The organism is Streptomyces sp. ATLC9, from assembly GCF_057196705.1.
On sequence record NZ_JBXUOY010000027.1, the window covers coordinates 1 to 17,401 of the forward strand.

The 17,401-nt window shown below is 72.2% G+C and carries 12 protein-coding genes and 1 pseudogene; 2 read left to right on the plus strand and 11 right to left on the minus strand.

The window, feature by feature from the left end; translation table 11 throughout:
• Nucleotides 1-135 precede the first annotated feature (135 nt).
• The 8 genes from AC2CJA_RS05130 to AC2CJA_RS05165 all read right to left on the minus strand — a co-directional run bounded on the left by AC2CJA_RS05130 (nt 136) and on the right by AC2CJA_RS05165 (nt 13,274).
• Nucleotides 136-2,097: an alginate lyase family protein gene (locus tag AC2CJA_RS05130; protein WP_484601453.1), complete on the minus strand. Its 1,962-nt coding sequence runs from the start codon at nt 2,095-2,097 to the stop codon at nt 136-138.
• The gene (locus AC2CJA_RS05135) at nt 2,094-4,298 is read right to left on the minus strand and encodes a bi-domain-containing oxidoreductase (protein WP_484601454.1); all 2,205 of its coding nucleotides are present in this window, start codon (nt 4,296-4,298) and stop codon (nt 2,094-2,096) included. The genes AC2CJA_RS05130 and AC2CJA_RS05135 overlap by 4 nt, the downstream gene beginning before the upstream one ends.
• A gap of 33 nt (nt 4,299-4,331) precedes the next feature.
• The gene (gene asnB / locus AC2CJA_RS05140; protein ID WP_484601455.1) at nt 4,332-6,266 is read right to left on the minus strand and encodes an asparagine synthase (glutamine-hydrolyzing); all 1,935 of its coding nucleotides are present in this window, start codon (nt 6,264-6,266) and stop codon (nt 4,332-4,334) included.
• Between the two features lie 3 nt (nt 6,267-6,269).
• Nucleotides 6,270-7,745 (minus strand): Wzz/FepE/Etk N-terminal domain-containing protein, encoded by a 1,476-nt coding sequence (locus AC2CJA_RS05145; RefSeq protein WP_484601456.1) that lies wholly within the window; start codon nt 7,743-7,745, stop codon nt 6,270-6,272.
• Nucleotides 7,742-9,124, minus strand: coding sequence for a polysaccharide biosynthesis protein (locus tag AC2CJA_RS05150; RefSeq protein ID WP_484601457.1), 1,383 nt, complete (start codon nt 9,122-9,124; stop codon nt 7,742-7,744). The genes AC2CJA_RS05145 and AC2CJA_RS05150 overlap by 4 nt, the downstream gene beginning before the upstream one ends.
• Nucleotides 9,121-10,398 (minus strand): glycosyltransferase family 4 protein, encoded by a 1,278-nt coding sequence (locus AC2CJA_RS05155; RefSeq protein WP_484601458.1) that lies wholly within the window; start codon nt 10,396-10,398, stop codon nt 9,121-9,123. Before AC2CJA_RS05155 ends, AC2CJA_RS05150 begins: the two co-directional genes overlap by 4 nt.
• Nucleotides 10,388-11,713: a nucleotide sugar dehydrogenase gene (locus tag AC2CJA_RS05160; RefSeq protein WP_484601459.1), complete on the minus strand. Its 1,326-nt coding sequence runs from the start codon at nt 11,711-11,713 to the stop codon at nt 10,388-10,390. The genes AC2CJA_RS05155 and AC2CJA_RS05160 overlap by 11 nt, the downstream gene beginning before the upstream one ends.
• Before the next feature lie 82 nt (nt 11,714-11,795).
• Complete coding sequence (locus AC2CJA_RS05165) at nt 11,796-13,274, minus strand: sugar transferase (protein WP_484601476.1); 1,479 nt, start codon at nt 13,272-13,274, stop codon at nt 11,796-11,798.
• Nucleotides 13,275-14,087: 813 nt separating this feature from the next.
• Here AC2CJA_RS05165 and AC2CJA_RS05170 point away from each other — a divergent pair.
• Nucleotides 14,088-14,216 (plus strand): annotated as a pseudogene (locus tag AC2CJA_RS05170) (ATP-grasp domain-containing protein); the annotation flags it as partial.
• Nucleotides 14,217-14,387: 171 nt separating this feature from the next.
• Here AC2CJA_RS05170 and AC2CJA_RS05175 read toward each other — a convergent pair.
• The 3 genes from AC2CJA_RS05175 to rpmF form a co-directional block, all read right to left on the minus strand.
• Complete coding sequence (locus tag AC2CJA_RS05175; RefSeq protein ID WP_484601460.1) at nt 14,388-15,065, minus strand: Fur family transcriptional regulator; 678 nt, start codon at nt 15,063-15,065, stop codon at nt 14,388-14,390.
• A gap of 245 nt (nt 15,066-15,310) precedes the next feature.
• Nucleotides 15,311-16,483: a GTP-binding protein gene (locus AC2CJA_RS05180; RefSeq protein ID WP_484601461.1), complete on the minus strand. Its 1,173-nt coding sequence runs from the start codon at nt 16,481-16,483 to the stop codon at nt 15,311-15,313.
• A 7-nt stretch (nt 16,484-16,490) separates the two neighbouring features.
• Nucleotides 16,491-16,661 (minus strand): 50S ribosomal protein L32, encoded by a 171-nt coding sequence (rpmF, locus tag AC2CJA_RS05185; protein WP_241717289.1) that lies wholly within the window; start codon nt 16,659-16,661, stop codon nt 16,491-16,493.
• A gap of 263 nt (nt 16,662-16,924) precedes the next feature.
• On the opposite strand from rpmF, the gene AC2CJA_RS05190 reads away from it, so the two are divergent.
• The gene (locus AC2CJA_RS05190) at nt 16,925-17,143 is read left to right on the plus strand and encodes a hypothetical protein (protein ID WP_241717290.1); all 219 of its coding nucleotides are present in this window, start codon (nt 16,925-16,927) and stop codon (nt 17,141-17,143) included.
• Nucleotides 17,144-17,401 lie beyond the last annotated feature (258 nt).

The following is a 17,401-nucleotide window of genomic DNA, read 5'->3' on the forward strand; positions in this document are numbered from 1 at the left end:
GGCGGGGCCGGTGCCGCGGGTGTCACCGGCCCCGCCCGGTACCGCCGCCCGGCGGCCACCCGCCCTCCCACCGGAGGCTTCCGGTGGATTTCCGCGGTGTCGCGGAGCTTGGCACGGAGATCCATCGGAGAACCCCTAACCGCGGAAACCGAGAACGGTGGTGAACTCCTCCACGCCGTCGGCGAAGCCGGTGCCGACCAGCGTGGTGGCGGGCTCCCTGCGCCCGAAGCCGGCGGAGTACCAGCCGAGCGGCGGGTCGCTCTCGCCGCGGTGCGCCCGCCAGCGCAGCTGCCCGGGCAGGTCGAGCGACGCGGAGCGGTCCTCGCCGTCCCGGGCCCAGGTGAGCCGCGCCCGGTTCCCCGCCAGCTCCGCGGCGATCGCCGGGCCGAGGTGGAACGCCAGGCGCACCGCCCGGCGCGGGCCCCGCACCTCGTCGACCACCTTCAGCTCCCGGCTCGCGGCCGTCAGCTCCACCCGGCGGCGGTGCACGGAGCGCCGGTAACCGTCGTGCTCGGCGCACCAGTGGGCCGTCCCCCCGTGGGAGGCGCCAGAGGCGTCCACGGCCAGGACGCGGCTGCGGGCATGCCGGGTCCACAGGAACGGGCCGCCGGAGACGGACTGGTCGACGCCGTCCAGCTGCAGGGTGTTGTGGCCGAGGGTCGACCGGAAGTACTGCCGCCACTCGGGCTGCCCGTGGTAGCAGAAGGTCCCCGGGTCGGCTAGCACGTCGACCCCGTCGTGCCGGACCTCCACGGACAGCGCGTCCGCGTGGGCGTGTGCGGCGATGGACAGGAACCCGTGCGGACCACCGTCGCAGCGGCACCAGATCCCCTCCGGGCCGCGCAGGATGGTGAGCCCCGCGTCGGCGAAGTGGGCCGGCCGGCTCGCCGGGCGCGACACGGCCGGTGCGGTGGGCCGGACGAGCGCGGCCAGCAGCGGGGTGCGCACATCGGTCCCGGTCACCGCCGGCCACCAGGCGAGCCGGCCGAACACCGCCTCCCCGGTGGCCAGCAGGGAGGCCCAGCGGTCGGTGCCCGCGCCGTCCACGACCAGGCCGTGCCCGTCGTCCGCGTCGCCCTGGCGCGGCGGCCGCAGCCGGTCGTCCACAACGGCCGCGAGCGCGTCGGTCATCCGCAGCAGTACCAGCCGGACCGACGCGGGGACCGGTACGCCGGCCGCGTCCGCCTCGGCCACCGCGGCCAGGCCGAGCTCCAGCACCAGCCCGTGGTACTCGGTCGCCAGTTCGCGGTTGAGGCCGGATCCGAAGGTGTTGCTCCGCAGATGGCGCTCCAGCGACCGCAGCGCCTCGGCCCGCCAGCGCTCCGAGGAGGGGAACCACCCGAACGCGCAGGCCGCGGCTGCCTGCCCGGCGGCCTCGGCGATGACGTGGTTGTTCGCCGAGGACCCCCGGCTGGGGAAGGCGGCCAGCCAGCGCTGGTGGTGCCAGATCTGGTCCAGTGCCACCGGGTTGCCCTCGAACAGCCCGGCCGCCCCGGGCCAGCCGTCGAGCAGCCGGCGGATCCACACCCAGGACAGCAGTCGGATCCCCAGCTCGATGCCACTGGTCCAGTGCACTCCGCGCAGCGGCGCGTTGGCCGCCCACCACGACCGCAGGTGTCCGGCCACCCGCTGGGCGTACCGCTCGTCCCCGGTGACCGCGTAGGCGGCGGCGAGCACGGTGAGGTACTGGTGCCGGGACGGCTCCCAGATCTGCTTGATGTCCCCGACCACGTCCTCGTTCCGGTAGGGGACGTCGAAGGCGTAGTCCTGCGGGGCCCGGCGACCGGTCTTCGGGTCGTACCACCAGTCCGGGTCGGCCAGGTCGTCGCGGACCACCCCGAAGAACTCCGTGTGCCCGGCCATCAGCCGGTCCGCCTCGGCGACGAGGCGCTTGGCGGCGTCCGGAGGCACCGCGTCGATCGTCCCCTCGGGCAGGACCGCGGTGAACCGGGCGCCGGTCACGCGCGGGCGGTCCGGACGCGCCGACCGCCACCGCCGCCTGCGCACCGCGTCGCCCACCCGGCCGCCGACCTCCCGCGGACCCATCCGGGACAGCCGCCGCAGGTACCAGCCCGCACTCCCCGCGCTCCCGGTCATCGCGCCCCCGTCAGCGTCACCGGCGCGCCCTGGGCCAGGCTGGTCCGCACGGCGAGGGTGGCGGCCGTGGTGGCGACCAGGGAACGAAGCGGCACCGGCATGGGGCCGCCGGTCCGCACGGCCCTGAGGAACGCGTCCAGCTCGGCGCGCTGGCCCTTGTCCCGGGCCTTCGGCAGCCGGGAGCTGACCCACCGCCTGCGTCCGTACACCGAGGCGCGGACGAAGTCGTCGAGCCGCAGCGCGCGGCCGTCCGCGACCAGGTCCACGGTCTCCTTGGGGAAGGAGGCCGGGCCGGTGGTGACGTAGCCGATGGTGGCGGTGGACCCGCCCGGGTAGCACAGCACGACCTGGAGGTCCTCGCCGCCGGGTGCGGCGGTCGCGTACACCGAGACCGGGTCGGCTCCCAGCAGCCAGCTCGCCGTGTCGACGAAGTGCCCGCCCTCGCCGGTGAACCGGGAGCCCTCGGCGTCCTGCCGGAGGTACCAGCTGCCGTGCTCCAGCCGGCCCGCGTTGACCAGGTAGCGCAGGCTCGCGGGGCCGTTCCGGGCGCCGAATCGCTGCCGGGCCTCCCGCAGCAGCGGCGCGAAGCGGCGGTTGAAGCCCACCTGCAGCCGGTCGTTGCCGGACTCCTCCACCGCCGCGACCACGTCGGACAGCTCCTCCTCGGTGAGCGCCAGCGGTTTCTCCACGAACACCGCCTTGCCTGCCAGCAGCGCCTTCCGGGTCAGCGCGGCGTGCGAGCTGTGGCGGGTGACCACGAACACCGCGTCGACGGCCGGGTCGCCGAGCACGGCGTCCAGATCGGTGGTCGCCGCCTCGAAGCCGAACTTCCGCTTCGCGTTGGCGGCGGACAGTGCCGTCGTGGTGACCACCGTGGACAACACGGCGTCGTCGCGCTGCGCCAGGTGCGGCAGCAGCATCGACGTCGCGTAGGCACCCGCGCCGACGAACGCCAGCCGCACCGACGTCCTGACCCGCCGGGCCGGTGCGGGCCCTTCGCCGCCGCGTACCTCGGGCACGGCCACCGCCGGGGCCGGGACCTTCTCCGCGTCCCGCGCGCGCTCGGGACGCTCCGCGCCGCCGGGGTAGCGGAACAGCACGGCCACGGCCTTCAGGGCGCCCTCCTCCAGACTCCGGTAGGTCTCGACGGCGTCGTCGAAGTCGGCCGTGTGGGAGACCAGGGGCTCCACGTCGACGCGGCCCCGGGCGAGGAGATCGAGGAAGCACGCCAGGTTGCGGCGCTCGGTCCAGCGCACGTAACCGATCGGGTAGTCCCGCCCCTCCAGCTCGTACTCCGGGTCGTAGCGCCCGGGTCCGTAACTGCGGGAGAAGCGGACATCGAGCTCCTTCTCGTAGTACGCGTTCCACGGCAGGTCCAGGCGGCACTTGCCGATGTCGACCACCCGGCCCCGGTCCCGGCTCAGCCGGGCGGCCAGCTCGACGGGCTGGTTGCTGCCGCCGCCGGCGGCCAGGTACACCTGGTCCACGCCCAGACCGCCGGTGAGCTCGGCGGCGGCGGTCTCCACGGCCGCGGAGCCGGGGCCGCCGCAGGCCGCCGCGCCCAGGCGTTCGGCCAGCTCGCAGCGCGCCGGGTCGGGATCGGCCCCGACGACGCGCACCCCCGAGGCGGTCAGCAACTGCACCACCAGCTGCCCGATCAGCCCCAGGCCGATGACCAGCGCCACGTCGCCGAGCTGCGGCTCACCGCGGCGCACGCCCTGCAGCGCGATCGACCCGACGGTGCCGAAGGCCGCGTAGCGCGGCGCGAGCCCGTCCGGCACCCGGGCGTAGAGGTTCTTCGGCACCCAGTTCAGTTCGGCGTGCAGCGCGTGCTCGTTGCCGGCGCAGGCCACGAGATCACCGACCGACACATCGTCGATCCCGCCGCCGACCTGCTCGACCACTCCGCACAGCGAGTAGCCCAGCGGCGTGTAGGAGTCCAGTTTGCCCATCACCTTGCGGTAGGTGGCGGGCACCCCGTTGGTGGCCACGCTCTGCACGACCCTGGCCACCTGGTCCGGCCGGGAGCGGGCCTTGCCCAGCATCGACATGCCCGCCTCGGACACCTTCATGAGCTCGGTCCCGGTGGAGATCAGCGAGTAGGCGCTGCGGACCAGCACACCGCCCGGCTTGCACCCCGGCACCGGCACGTCGAGCAGCGCCAGCTCGCCGTTCTTGTAGTTCTGCACGACCTGTTTCACCCGAAGTCCTCTTGTTCTCTATGCCGTTTGTCTCTATGCCGTCAGGGGAGAGTCCAGGCCGGACCCGGAGGTCGCGCCGCGGTACCAGTACTCGAGGGTCAGCACGTGCCACAGATGCTTGGAGAAGTCCCGGTGCCCGGCGGCGTCCTCGGCGACCAGCCGCGCCAGCGCGTCGCGGCGCAGGAACCCGGAACGGACGAGCGCGCCGTCGTTGACCACCTCGCGCACCAGCGGTGCCAGATCCCGGCTCATCCAGGCGCGCAGCGGGGCGCTGAACAGGCCCTTGGGCCGGTACACGATCTCCCGGGGCAGGACGGAGCCGGCCGCCTCCTTGAGGACGGCCTTGCCCTGCCGTCCGACGATCTTGGCATCGCCGGGCACGGCGAAAGCCGCCCTGACCACATCGACGTCCACGAAGGGCACCCGCACCTCGGTCGACGCGGCCATGCTCGACCGGTCGGTGTAGGCGAGGTTCAGGCCCGGCAGGAACATCCGGGCGTCGCCCAGGCACATGCGGTTGACGAAGTCGTCGAGGTCGTTGTCCCGGTAGACGTCCGCGTGCTCGCCCAGCACGTCGTCGACCGCCCCGGCCAGGTCCGGATCGACCAGGGCGAGCAGCTCCTCCCGGTCGTACATGGTGTAGCTGCGCCGGAACGCGGTCTCCTCCGGCAGATCGGCGAAGGAGAGGAACCGCTTCGCGAAGCGCACCGACCGGTACCCCCGGCGGGCCGTGGCGACCGGCAGTCGTTCCACGGCCGCGGACAGGCCGCGCCGCAGGGGCCGCGGGACGCGCTGGTAGCGCAGCGCGAGCAGGTTGGCCAGGTGCTTGCGGTAACCGGCGAACAGTTCGTCGGCGCCCATGCCCGAGAGCATCACCTTGACCCCGGCCTCCCGGGCGGCCGAGCAGATCAGGAAGGTGTTGATCGCGGCGGGGTCGCCGATCGGCTCGTCCAGGTGGTACGTCATCCGCGGCAGCAGGTCGAGCACGTCCGGGGCGATCTCGATCTCGTGCAGGTCGACGCCGAACCGCTCGGCCACCTGCCGGGCATAGCGCAGGTCGTCCGGCATCGCCTCGAACCTGGCGTCCTCGGCGCGGAACCCGATCGTGTAAGCGGAGATCCCGGGCCGCTCCCGGGCCGCCAGCGCGGTCAGGTAGCTGGAGTCCAGCCCGCCGGAGAGGAAGGTCGCCACGGGGACGTCGGAGATCAGGTGACGCCGGGTCGACTCCTCGACGACGGCGGCGACATCCGGCTGCTCGCCGGCCCGGGCCCGCTCCCCGGCCTCGGCGGCGACCTCCTCCAGACGCCAGTACCGGCCGCGCTCCACCCGGCCGTCGGGCCGGCACCTCAGCCAGCTCCCCGGCGGCAGCTTCTCCGCGTCCCGGAACGCGCACCGCGAGTCCGGCACCCAGTAGTACAGCAGCGAGGCCACCAGCGCCGCATGGTCCACCTCCAGCGACCCGCCGGTCACGGCGGCGAGCGCCTTGAGTTCGGAGGCGAACACCAGGCCCCCGCCGCGCCGGAGCAGGAACAGCGGCTTGATCCCGAGCTGGTCGCGGGCGAGCACCAGATCGCCGGTCCGCTCGTCGAAGACCCCGAAGGCGAACATGCCGCGCAGCCGGGGCAGGCAGTCCGTGCCCCAGCGCCGCCATGCCTCCAGCAGCACCTCGGTGTCGGAGGTGCCGCGGAAGCGCACCCCGGCGGCGGCCAGTTCGGCACGGAGTTCGGGCGCGTTGTACAGCTCGCCGTTGTACGTCAGGACGAGGCCGCCCGAGGCCATCGGCTGGGCGCCGGTCCCGGACAGGTCGACGATGGCCAGCCGGCGGTGCCCGAGGTGCACTTCGCCGTCACCGGCGCGATGGCTGTACCTGCCCGTCCCGTCCGGACCGCGGTGGGCGAGGGTGTCGGTGAGCCGGTCGGCCACCGCCTTCCCCTCCGGCCACCGGTAAGTGCCTGCGATACCACACATGTCCTACCGCGCCTCCTGGTCGTCGTCCGGGACCCGTGCCGTCCGCATCATCGGCAGCCGCTCCGTGCGCGGCGCGGCGTGCGGCCCGTTCCACAGCGTGCCGTCGGTCCGGTCACGCGGATCGGGATCGATCAGCACCACACCGATCACCGCGATGCGCTGGTCCGCGAGCTGCCGTGCCACGGTGTGCAGCCATGCGGCGCTGCCGTATCCAGCGCGCACGACGAGCACGGTCCGCGTGCCGAGGTACCGCAGATCGGTCCAGGCCGCGCCCGGCGCCACCGAGCCGACGCCGAGCCGGCGCCCCCGGTGCGACGAGGCCGCGGCACGCTCACCGTCGATCACGGCCGGGTCCCCGGGTTTCGGATGGTGATCGGAGAGCCGCCGGCCGGGCAGGCCGTCGACGACGACCGTCGGCCCCTCCTCGGTCAGTGCTCCGGCAAGATCCAGCGCGATCATGCGCGCGTTGCGCGCGGCGCCGAGTTCCAGCAGTGAAACCGGCTCCGTGGAGTCGCGCACGGCGCGGGCCAGGGACGCGGTGAGCCGTTCCTGTTCCGTCTTGTTCCACCTGTGCCGCCATGGGGCGACCGGCCGGCGGGGCAGCTCCGCGATGACCGAGGCACCGAGGTTCGCCGCGATCTCCCCGCGCAGCACGGGGCGGTCCGCCGTCACCGCGCAGACCGCGGCCACCGCGAGTCCGAGGGCGAGTCCGAGAGTGGATCCGAGCGCCGCGTTGGTCGCGGCGGTCCTGGGCAGGGAGTGCCGCACCGCGTGCGGTGCGTCCACGATCTGCGTGCCGGCGATGAGCCGGGGCGTACCGACGCGCGCCTGCGCGGCGCGCTCACCGAAATCGGATATCTGCGAGGCGAGTTCGGCCCGACGGGCGAAGAGCGACTCCCTGTACGCCGACGCCTCCGGCCCGCTCTGCGACGGTCCTTCCCCGATCTCCTCGTTGACCTGTGCGAGCTCGTCGCGTAACCGGTCACGCTGGTCGAGCAGGCCTTCGGCCTCGGCGTCCGCCGCTTCCCGTATCCGCCTCGTGTGGTCCGCGATGAACGCGTCGGCCAGTGCCCCGGCGCGGGCCACCGCTTCCGCGTCGCTACCGCCGGTCGCGTTGATCTGCAGCAGGTTGTTGGTCAAGCCGGTGCCCCAGTACTCCCGCATGAAGTCCTCCGGTTTCCTCGAGGACTCCAGGGACCGCAGGGCTTCGCCGGCGATCCGTGTGGTCTGCAGCAGAGCGGCGTCGGTGCGAATCAGCGTTCCGGGGTCGTTCGGCTGGTCTCCCTGGTGCGCGACCAGCACCTTGGTCACCGCGGTCGGCGGCGGTGGCAGCAGGACCGCGACCGCCACGCCGAGGAGTAGACCCAGAAGCGCCATGGAGCACCACAGACGGCGCCTCCTGCGTACTGCGGCCACCAGCGTCTGCAGGTCCAGCAGCGGAGCGGCGGCCGAGGGATCCGACGCCGTGCTCATTGTCACCCCGGCCTTCCCTCCGCGTCGTCGCCGACCGCGGGCGCGGCTGTGCCGTTCTTCCGGGAGCGGTCCGTGGACCGCTCCGTGCGGACCCGGCACGGTGTGTCGTGGAGGGCGGCGAGGACGGTGCCGACAACCTCGTACCGGGCGTCCGCGCACGCCTCGGCGATGCCGGCGAGTTCCGGAGCGGTCAGGCTGCCCGCGCTGAGCACGACCAGGGCACCGGACTCGGTGGCGCGGTCAGGGAGCACCGGCCGGGACACCGAGACCTCCAGGACCCGTAGCAGCGGGTCGTTCCCGGCCTCGGCGGCGAGTTGCCCGGCGGCCCGGAAGGCGATCTCGTCGCCTTCCGGTACAACGACCAGTAGCCGCCGGGGGGCCGACAGCCGGTCCCGGAGACGCGAACACACCCGCTGGAAGAGGATCCCCCGGTCGGCCTCGTCGCCGGATGTCCGGGAGGCGGACACGTCCCACCGGATGTCCAGGCCCAGCGCTCGGCGGATCCGGGCCCGCGTTCCACGCCTTCCCGACCGGCGTACGTGTGGCTCACCGGACACGCCGACGGTGCCCAGCGGCACTGAGCCCAACGCCGCAGCGACCTCTCCCTCGGTGCGCGGCCGGCGGCTCGTCCGTGCCACGACGGCGAGGTGGCCGACGATCACCGTCAGGAGGAACAGCAGTGCTCCGGCGACGACGAACTGCGTCCGCGTCGGCGGGACCGCGCCGGCCGGCGGGCCGGCCGGCCCCATGACGACCACGTCGGCCTTGCCGGCGGACGTACCGGCCCGATCCAGCCTGTCGACGGCCTTCTGCAGGGCGGTGCGCAGCTTCACGAGCTCTGTTCGGGTCTGCACGCTTTCCACGGTCTGTCCGCGGCCGGCCGCATCGGCCAGCTCTGTGATACGGCGGCTGGCGCGTACCACCGTCTCCCGGAGCGTCTCGGGCTGTGCCCCCGCTTCGGTGTCGGAGCCGTCGCCGGTGATCCGCGCGGTGAACGCGACGTACTCCCGGACCACCCGGTCGGAGAGTCGCTGTGCGCGCTCGGGGGTGTCGGCCGTGCCCAAGATCTCGATGACGTTGCCGTCGGTGACCTTGGCACTCACCCGCTCCCGCAGCTCGCCGTCGCTCACCGCGGTCCAGCCGAGCGAGGCGGCCGCGCGGTCGAGCACCACCGAGCTGGTCGCGATCTCCGTCTGGGTCAGCAGCTCGCGTTCCCCCCACGCTCCCGGCAGCAGCACCGATGCCGATGCCGTGTACCGCGGCGGAAACAGCAGGGAGGTCCCGTAGCCGACCAGAGCGCCCGTCACGGCGAGGACGGCGAGGAGCCGCCAGCGCAGGCGGACGATCCGCCAGACCGTGGCCAGGCGTATGACGTCGTCGTTCAACGGCGCGGCCTCCTCCCGGCCCGGCGCGGGCCATCCGTCGGGACCGGAACGCGGCCGCGGCAGGCGGCGGCGTAGGCGGCGAGCAGCGACGCCTGGGAGTTCCGCCAGGAGAGCGGTCCGCTGATCCGCTCCCGGCCGATCTCACCCATCCGGGCCCGCTTCCCGGGATCGTCCAGCAGTCGCGCGATGAGCCCGGCGAACTCGGCCTCGTCGTTGGCGGACGCGTAGACGGCGGCGTCACCGGCGGAGACGCGCGCCTCCTTCAGGTCGAACGAGACGATCGGCCGGCCCATCACCATGTACTCCAGGACCTTGTTCATGGTCGACACGTCGTTGAGCGGATTGCGAGGGTCGGGGGAGAGGCACACGTCCGCGGTGGACAGGTAGCGCACCAGGTCGGCGTCCGGGACGCGCCCGGTGAACTGCACCTGCTCCGAGAGCCCGAGCCGCCGGGACAGCTCCACCATCGCGTCGAAGGTGTCGCCGCCGCCGACGAACACCGCATGCCAGTCGGTCCGCCCGATCTCGTCCCGGAGCTTCGCCAGGGCCCGCAAGGCGTAGTCGACACCGTCCTGCGGGCCCATGACGCCGAGGTAGCACAGCAGATGGGGCTTGCCGCGCTTCAGCTCCGGCTCGGGCGGTACGGGACGGAAGCGGTCGGTGTCGGGCGCGCTGCGCACCACGAAGACGTCCTTCGGCAGCCGGCCGCCACGGCGCACCGCGACGTCCCGGTAGCTCTCGTTCGTGGCGAGCACCACGTCCGCGGCCCGGTAGGTGAGCCGTTCCAGCGCGCACACGGCGCGGTAGAGCAGGTCCTCGCCGCGGTCGAACCGGGAGAGGTACAGCTCGGGCACCAGGTCGTGCTGGTCGAAGACGAACCGCGCTCCGCGCCGCTTCAGCCACACCCCCGGCAGGAACAGCAGGTCGGGCGGGTTGCAGGCGTGGACCACGTCGACCGGACCGACCTTCCGGGCCAGCCGGAACGTGTGCCACAGCGCAGATCCGTACTCCCGCAGGTAGCCGGCCGGGCCTTTGGTGGCCGCGCGCAGCGGGTAGCGGTGGATCCGCACCCCGTCGATCTCCGTTTCCGGCTCCGTGTCCCGCTTGCTCCCCCGGGGACAGATGACGTGCACCTCCCAGCCCGCGTCGCGCAGCGTCGTGCACTCCTGCCACACCCGGCGGTCGAACGGCACCGACAGGTTCTCCACCAGGACCAGCGCGCGCCGGCCCGGCCGGCCGCCGGCCGTGTCGTCGGACGATGTGTCACCAAGCAAGGCCCACGTACCCCGGTTCGGCCCGGCGCGCCTCGGCGTCGGGAAGGCGGACGAGATCGACTACCAGCGGGGCGCCGCCGTGAGGCAGGGCCGACAGCACTTCCGGATCCCTGGTCCCGACCACACACACCTCGGCGTGCTCGAGTACCTCGTCGACGGAATCCACGAGTAACTGGGCGAGGTGCGGCAGCCGGTCCTCGATGTACTCGCGGTTCGCGCCGAGCAACCGGGACAGGCTCACGTTGGCGTCGTAGATCCGCAGGTCGTAGCCCTTGCCGAAGAGCCTCTCGGCCAGTTCGACGAGCGGGCTCTCGCGCAGGTCGTCGGTACCGGGTTTGAAGGACAGCCCGAACAGGCCCGCCCGGCGCTTGCCGGTGCGCTCGACCAGATCCACCGCGCGCTGCAGGTGGTCGGAGTTGGAGGGCAGCACATGGGAGAGGATGGGCACCGAGACATCGGCCCGCCGCGCCGCGTGGACCAGGCTGCGCAGGTCCTTGGGCAGGCAGGAGCCGCCGAAGGCGAAGCCGGGCCGCAGGTAGGCGGGGCTGATGTTCAGTTTGCGGTCGGCCAGGAACACGTCCATCACCTGGTGCGAGTCCACCCCGAGTGCCTGGCACACCGCGCCCAGCTCGTTCGCGAAACCGATCTTGAGGCCGTGGAAGGCGTTGTCCGCGTACTTGACCGCCTCGGCCGTCGGGACCGGCACCCGGAACACCTCGCCGGGCAGGCCGTCGTACAGCGCCGCCACCACATCGCCACTGGCCGGATCGAGCTCGCCGATGACGGTCTTGGGCGGGTCGAAGAAGTCCCGCACGCTCGTGCCCTCGCGCAGGAACTCCGGGTTGACCGCGACCCCGACGTCCACCCCGGCGGTGCCGCCGACGTGCTTCTCCAGGATCGGCACCAGCAGGTTCAGGCAGGTGCCCGGGAGCATGGTGCTGCGGAACACGACGGTGTGCCGCCCGCCCCGCCCGCCCCGCTCGGCCAGCGCGGCGCCGATCTGCTCGGTGACCCGTTCCAGGTACGTGGTGCACAGACTGCCGTTGGCCTCCGACGGTGTGCCCACACAGACCAGCGACACCTCACTGTCCGCGATCGCCTCGCGGACGTCATCGGTGGCGCGTAACGCCCCGCTCCGCACGACCTCGGCGACGAGCTCGCCGATGCGCTCCTCGACCACGGGGGCCCTGCCGTCGTTGACCAGGCCGACCTTCACCCGGTTCACGTCCACCCCGACGACCCGGTGGCCCATGCCGGCCAGGCACGCGGCCGACACGCAGCCCACGTAGCCGAGCCCGAAAACGCTGACCTTCACGATTCGTTCCCCTCCTCAGGCAGGCCCTCCCGGCCTGCGGTCCGCGCGCCGACGGGACCTTCGGGTCCCGGCCCCCCGCGCATCAATAGGCCCCCTGGCCGTGGATCACCGCACGCAGCGTCTTCCACAGGATCACCGTGTCCAGAGCGAGCGACCAGTCCTCCACGTACCGCAGGTCCAGCCGGACCGTCTCCTCCCACGACAGGTCGCTGCGTCCGCTGATCTGCCACAGGCCGGTGAGCCCGGGCTTGACCAGCAGCCGCCGCCGGATGTCCGGTCCGTACGCGGCGGACTCCTCCGGTAACGGAGGCCGCGGACCGACGAGCGACATCGACCCGGTGAGTACGTTGAGGAGCTGCGGGAGCTCGTCGATCGAGTACCGGCGCAGCACCGCCCCCACCCGGGTCACCCGCGGATCCCGGCGGAGTTTGAACAGCAGACCGGCGCCCTCGTTGCGGTCGGCCAGCTCGGCACGTGCCCTGTCGGCCCCGGCGACCATGGTGCGGAACTTGACGATGGTGAACTCGTGGCCGTCCTTGCCGACCCTGCGCTGGCAGTAGAACGCCCCGCCCCGGCTGTCCAGCGTCACGAGTGCCCCGACGACCACCATCAGCGGAGCGAACAACAGCAGGAGGACCGCCGCGCCCACCCGGTCGACAACCTCCTTCACCACTCGGCGGCCCCCGGTGAAGGCGGGCATGCTGACCCGCAGCAGGGGGATCCCGAGCACCGCGTCTATGTGCAGCCGCGGGCCGGCCACCTCCATCAGCACGGGGGCCACGACCATCTCGGCGTCGCTGCCCTCGAGGTTCCAGGCCAGCCGCTGGAGCCGGTCCGGCGACCAGTGAGGGTCCGGTGTGATCGCGACGACACGGTAGCCGTCGCGGCGTATGTGGCCCGCGACGTCCGTCAGCCGGCCGACGACCGGAACTCCTTCCAGACGGTCGCCGTCCGGTCCGAGGCCGTCCGGTGTGCACACCGCGTCCACCCGCCAGCCCAGGTGCGGGAACTTGCGGGTGCGGGTGATCAGGTCGCGCACGGTGTCCGGGCTCCCGGCCGCGAGCACCGGTCGCAGGCAGCGACCCTCCTTCCGCTCCTTGTGCAGCCAGAGGCGCAGCAGGTACCGCGCGGTCATGGTGATGAGTGCGATCGCGGGAATCGCGACGAAGATCCAGAGTTTGATGTTGCGCGAGGTGAGGGCTATCCCGCCGAGCGCCAGCACGACGGTCGCCGTGAACAGCGAGCGCCCGAGCCGGCGGAACTCCTCGGCGCCCTGGCCGAGCACGGCCGGAGCCCACGACCGGTTCGCCGCAAGCGCCCCCAGTACCAGCAGCTCGGTGCCGAAGGCGAGTATTCCCCACTTCTCGTGCCAGTCGGCCGCGTCCCGGACCCCGAAGAAGTTGCCGATCGCCGCCACCACGAAAGCGGTGGTAACCGTATCGCTGATGATCACGGTACGGCGGTACCGCTGCTCCCAGCCGACCGCAGGCCGGCCGACGACTCCGTTCGCCAGACGCCCGTGCGCTGACGGAGACGAGCTGGCCAATCCCCCTTGTCGCACAGAACCCCCCAAGGTCCAGTGGTTCGACGTGTTCGCCTAACGCTGTTCCTCCCCGCGGGAGACTCCGCCCCCGCGCACGACGTCCCGGCTGCTCGGAGTCGCTCGAACACTCCGTTCCGGCGGCAGCGGACTCGCATGCCCTGCCGGACCCCCGAGATGTGCGCGGACCCGCCGAAACCCCGGACGCTCCCCGCGCCCGAGCCCCCTGCAGCTCGAGAATTGATCATCCCCATGCCCGGTGCTGGGGAATGCTGCTGCCGGACCTCCGCAGCACCGACCCCCATAGATCATCTTGCTCGCTTCACACCCGGACAGCTGAAGCATGGTCAATCTAGCCCATCGGGACTGTTGTGGAGAGAGGGTGTGTGTTTTTTGTGCTTGAGCTTAAAAGAGGATCGAATCTGTCGATCGATGACTTTCTGTGCTCACTTCAACGTCGCTGTTTGATCGTTTTCTGATCGCGAATTTACCGATGATCTTGCGGTCGTATTCGTCGCCGCCGGGTACGGCCACAGGGGTTGCGAAGCCGGACCGAAGTGCCGGTCTCGGTCTTCCGCGGGTCGGCGGACGGCTCGAACCGGCCCCGGCTGCCACCGGCTCTGATGTGCCTATCGGCTCCCGGGCCGGATGTCGCCCGACCGTGGACGCGCTTGGCCCGACCACCGCCGCGGCGGTGTGCCGCGAAGGCTCACCGGGCCCCTCGGTCTCGCGGTCGCCGCCCGAAGCCTCGGTACTCCAGCAGGCAAAAATGAAAACGATAACCGTTAATCTCTTCGGGGTCATGCTCATGCTGCGCTGTGCGAAGGGTGGGCCGTGGGACATCTCTTGATGATCGAGAGCTGGGTCGGATCGATGAGCCGACTGCTGCCGCGTGCCATCGGGGAAGAGGGGCACCGGTTCACGTTTGAGGCTCGACGACGTGTCGGCCGGCTGCGCGGGGCGGGCGGTGCTGACCGGTGAGGCGCTCGGGCGCGTCTGGGGACTTCCCCGGCCGGCCTGCCCTCATGCGGCGCAAGAGCGGGCAGGTGCTCAACCCGGCCGGGGGTGAGGCTCCTGGGCGGACCCCGCCGAGGCCTTCCGGCCCGGCCGCTCCGGTGGCCGGGGTGCGGGCCGTCAGGCTGTCCGCTCATCCAGGCACTTTCGGCACCGTCCTTCGAAGACGAGCATGTGGCGTACGTCGGCGAATCCGTACCGCCGCTGCGTCGCCGCCAGCCACTCCTCGAATTCCCGGCAGGGGACCGGCACGTTGTACCCGCAACCGCGGCAGACCAGGTAGTGCCGGTGCTCGGTGGTGTCCCTGTAGCGGTAGGCCTTCCCCCCGCTGCCGTCGCGCACGACATCGACCAGGCCGAGGCGTTCCAGGGCGGCGAGTGCCCGGTACACGGTGCTCAGGCTGACCGGGTCCCCCTGGCGCTGGAGGCGCCGGTGGATCTGCCGGGCGCCGGCGAACACCTCCAGTCCTTCGAGTAATCGCAGGACCGTCGCCTGTCGTCGGCGGGTTCCGGGGAGCGGGGACCACCGGTCGGGGGCCCGGAGGGCGTCGTCCGCCAGGGCGTCGTCCGCCAGGGCGTCCCGGTGTGTTCGAGCGGTGGGCCGCCTCTCGGGTGCCCGTGCGGACGCCGTGCGCGCCGACGGGGCGGCCCCGCCGCAGGAAGGGGGCGGGGCTTGCTCCTTCCGTGCCCGCGGCCCTCCCTGGGGCCGCTGTGTCGCACGGAACTCCTGTGGTGCACGGGATGCGGGTCCTTCCCCGGGTGCGAGGAAACCCGTCGGTGACGCGGCGTCACTGGCCATGGTGACACTCTATGGGAAACGGTTTTCGTTTTCCTGCTGTCTCGTCCTCCAGGGGGCCGTCGGGTGTTCCGGCCGATTCGGCGGATCCGTGCCACCGCCGGATCGGCCGCCGCTCGCTCGCCGTACCGGTGCGGGAGGGGGTGCTCACCCGCACCGGCGACGGCCGCTTCACCGGCCCGGCGATCGGACGGTGAGGCACTGGACAGGGCGGCGCCGTGGCTGCACCACCGACCGGCCCGGAGTCCTCACGCCGCAGGCAGCGGCCGCGGGTGGTCGTGTTCGCAGGCGTCCTCGATGCCGTAGGTGTCCCACGCGGGGAACGGATCGTGGGACGGAGCCGCCTCGCCGTCGGCCAGCAGGCACGAGGACAGGGCGGTCCGGAGGGGGTTCGGTCGCAGGCCGGTGCCGATGAACACCAGTTCCTGCCCCTGGCCGTCTCCTGTCTCGCGGGCCCCGGATGGCTCGAAGCGGGCGACGGAGCCGGCCTGGGACCACAGTCCGGTCGCATGCGGGCGTGAGGCCAGGTGGAAGAAGCCCTTGGAGCGCAGGACCTGTCCGAACTCCCCGCTGCCGAGGCGCTCGGTCACGAAGGACCACAGCCTCTCGGGGTGGAAGGGCCTGGTGGAGTGGAAGACGGTGGAGGAGATGCCGTACTCCTCGGTCTCCGGTATGTGGCCGCCGTTGAGCTCCATCACCCAGCCCGGTGCCTGCTGCGCTTTCTCCAGGTCGAACAGCCCGGTGCCCAGGACCTCACCGAGGTCCACCCGCCCGTGGGTGGCGGGCACGATGCGGGCGGCAGGGTTGAGCCGGGTGAGCGCGGCCCGTAGCCGGTCGGCGTCCCCGGCGCCGACGAGGTCGAGCTTGTTGAGCACGATCACGTCGGCGAACTCGATCTGGTCCATCAGCAGGTCGCTGACGGTGCGCTCGTCGTCCTCGTACTGGTCCAGGCCCCGCTCGGCGAGCCCGTCCCCGGCGGTCAGTTCGGGCAGGAAGTTGGCGGCGTCGACGACGGTGACCATGGTGTCCAGGTCGGCGAGGTCCGCCAGGGTGGCGCCGTCGTCGCGGGGGAAGGCAAAGGTGGCGGCGACCGGCATCGGTTCGGAGATGCCACTGGACTCGATGAGCAGGTGGTCGAACCTTCCCTCGCGGGCGAGGCGGTCGACCTCCTCCAGCAGGTCGTCGCGGAGGGTGCAGCAGATGCACCCGTTGGTCATCTCCACCAGGCGCTCCTCGGTGCGCGACAGGGCCGCCTGGCCGCCGCGCACCAGGGCGGCGTCGATGTTGACCTCGCTCATATCGTTGACGATGACCGCCACCCGCAGGCCCTGGCGGTTGGCCAGGATGTGATTGAGCAGGGTGGTCTTGCCCGCGCCGAGGAACCCGGACAGGACGGTCACCGGCAGCCGCTGGTGTGTCATACCGTTCTCAGTCCTCAGGTCGCAGCAGGCCGCGCTGGTATGCCTTGACCAGGTGCTGCGGCACCAGATAGGACGCGCCGTCCACGGTGATCGGCACCAGCTGCGGGGTGCGGGCCTTCCACTGGGCGCGGCGGTGGCGGGTGTTACTGCGGGACATCTTCCGCTTGGGTACGGCCATGGCGAACCTCCTGGTTTATGACTGCCAGGACTATACATGAAAATGAATGTCATTATTGACTCTTCTCCGCCGCGCGCTCCGTCGTCGGCTGGGCGCGTCGGTGGTGGAGTCACGCCCGACGAGATCCGGCCCCGGCGCCGCAGTTCCTTCAGCCGGGCCCGCTCGTCCACCGGCAGCGGCCCGTCCCGCCGTCCGTGTTCGCGCTCGTGCCGGCCCACCCAGGCGCGCAGCGTCTCCGGATTCGTGCTGAGTTCCCGGGCCACATGGGCGATGGGCATGGGGGCACGCTGCTGTTCGGCGCGGATGCCCTGTTCCGCGAGGGCACCAACGAGACCAACACCGACCCGGACGCCGAAATCAGGGACCTGCGGTTCCAAGTGGCCGCCGGGGAGTCCGTGACGCACACGGTCTGCCCGAAGAACGGGGAGAACGGCGGCAAGGGCTACGTGACGCTGGAGCCGACCCTCACCGACACCGGCTGACCGAGGACGCAACAGTGCCGCGGCGCCCCACGAGCCCCGCGGCACCCTCGTGGCACGGCAAGGCCGGTCACGACGCCGGGTGGCCCGGATAGAGCCCCCCGTCATCTGGGTCCGCGACCGTGGTGGTGTCTCACGGGGACGGGGAACCAGCGGGGTCGAGCCAGCGGTCGGCACCTGGGCCCAGCAGCTCGTGGAGCAGCGGGGGGCGTGGGCAGTGCCGGGTGGAGGTACACATGCTCACGGCGTTGTCCGACAACG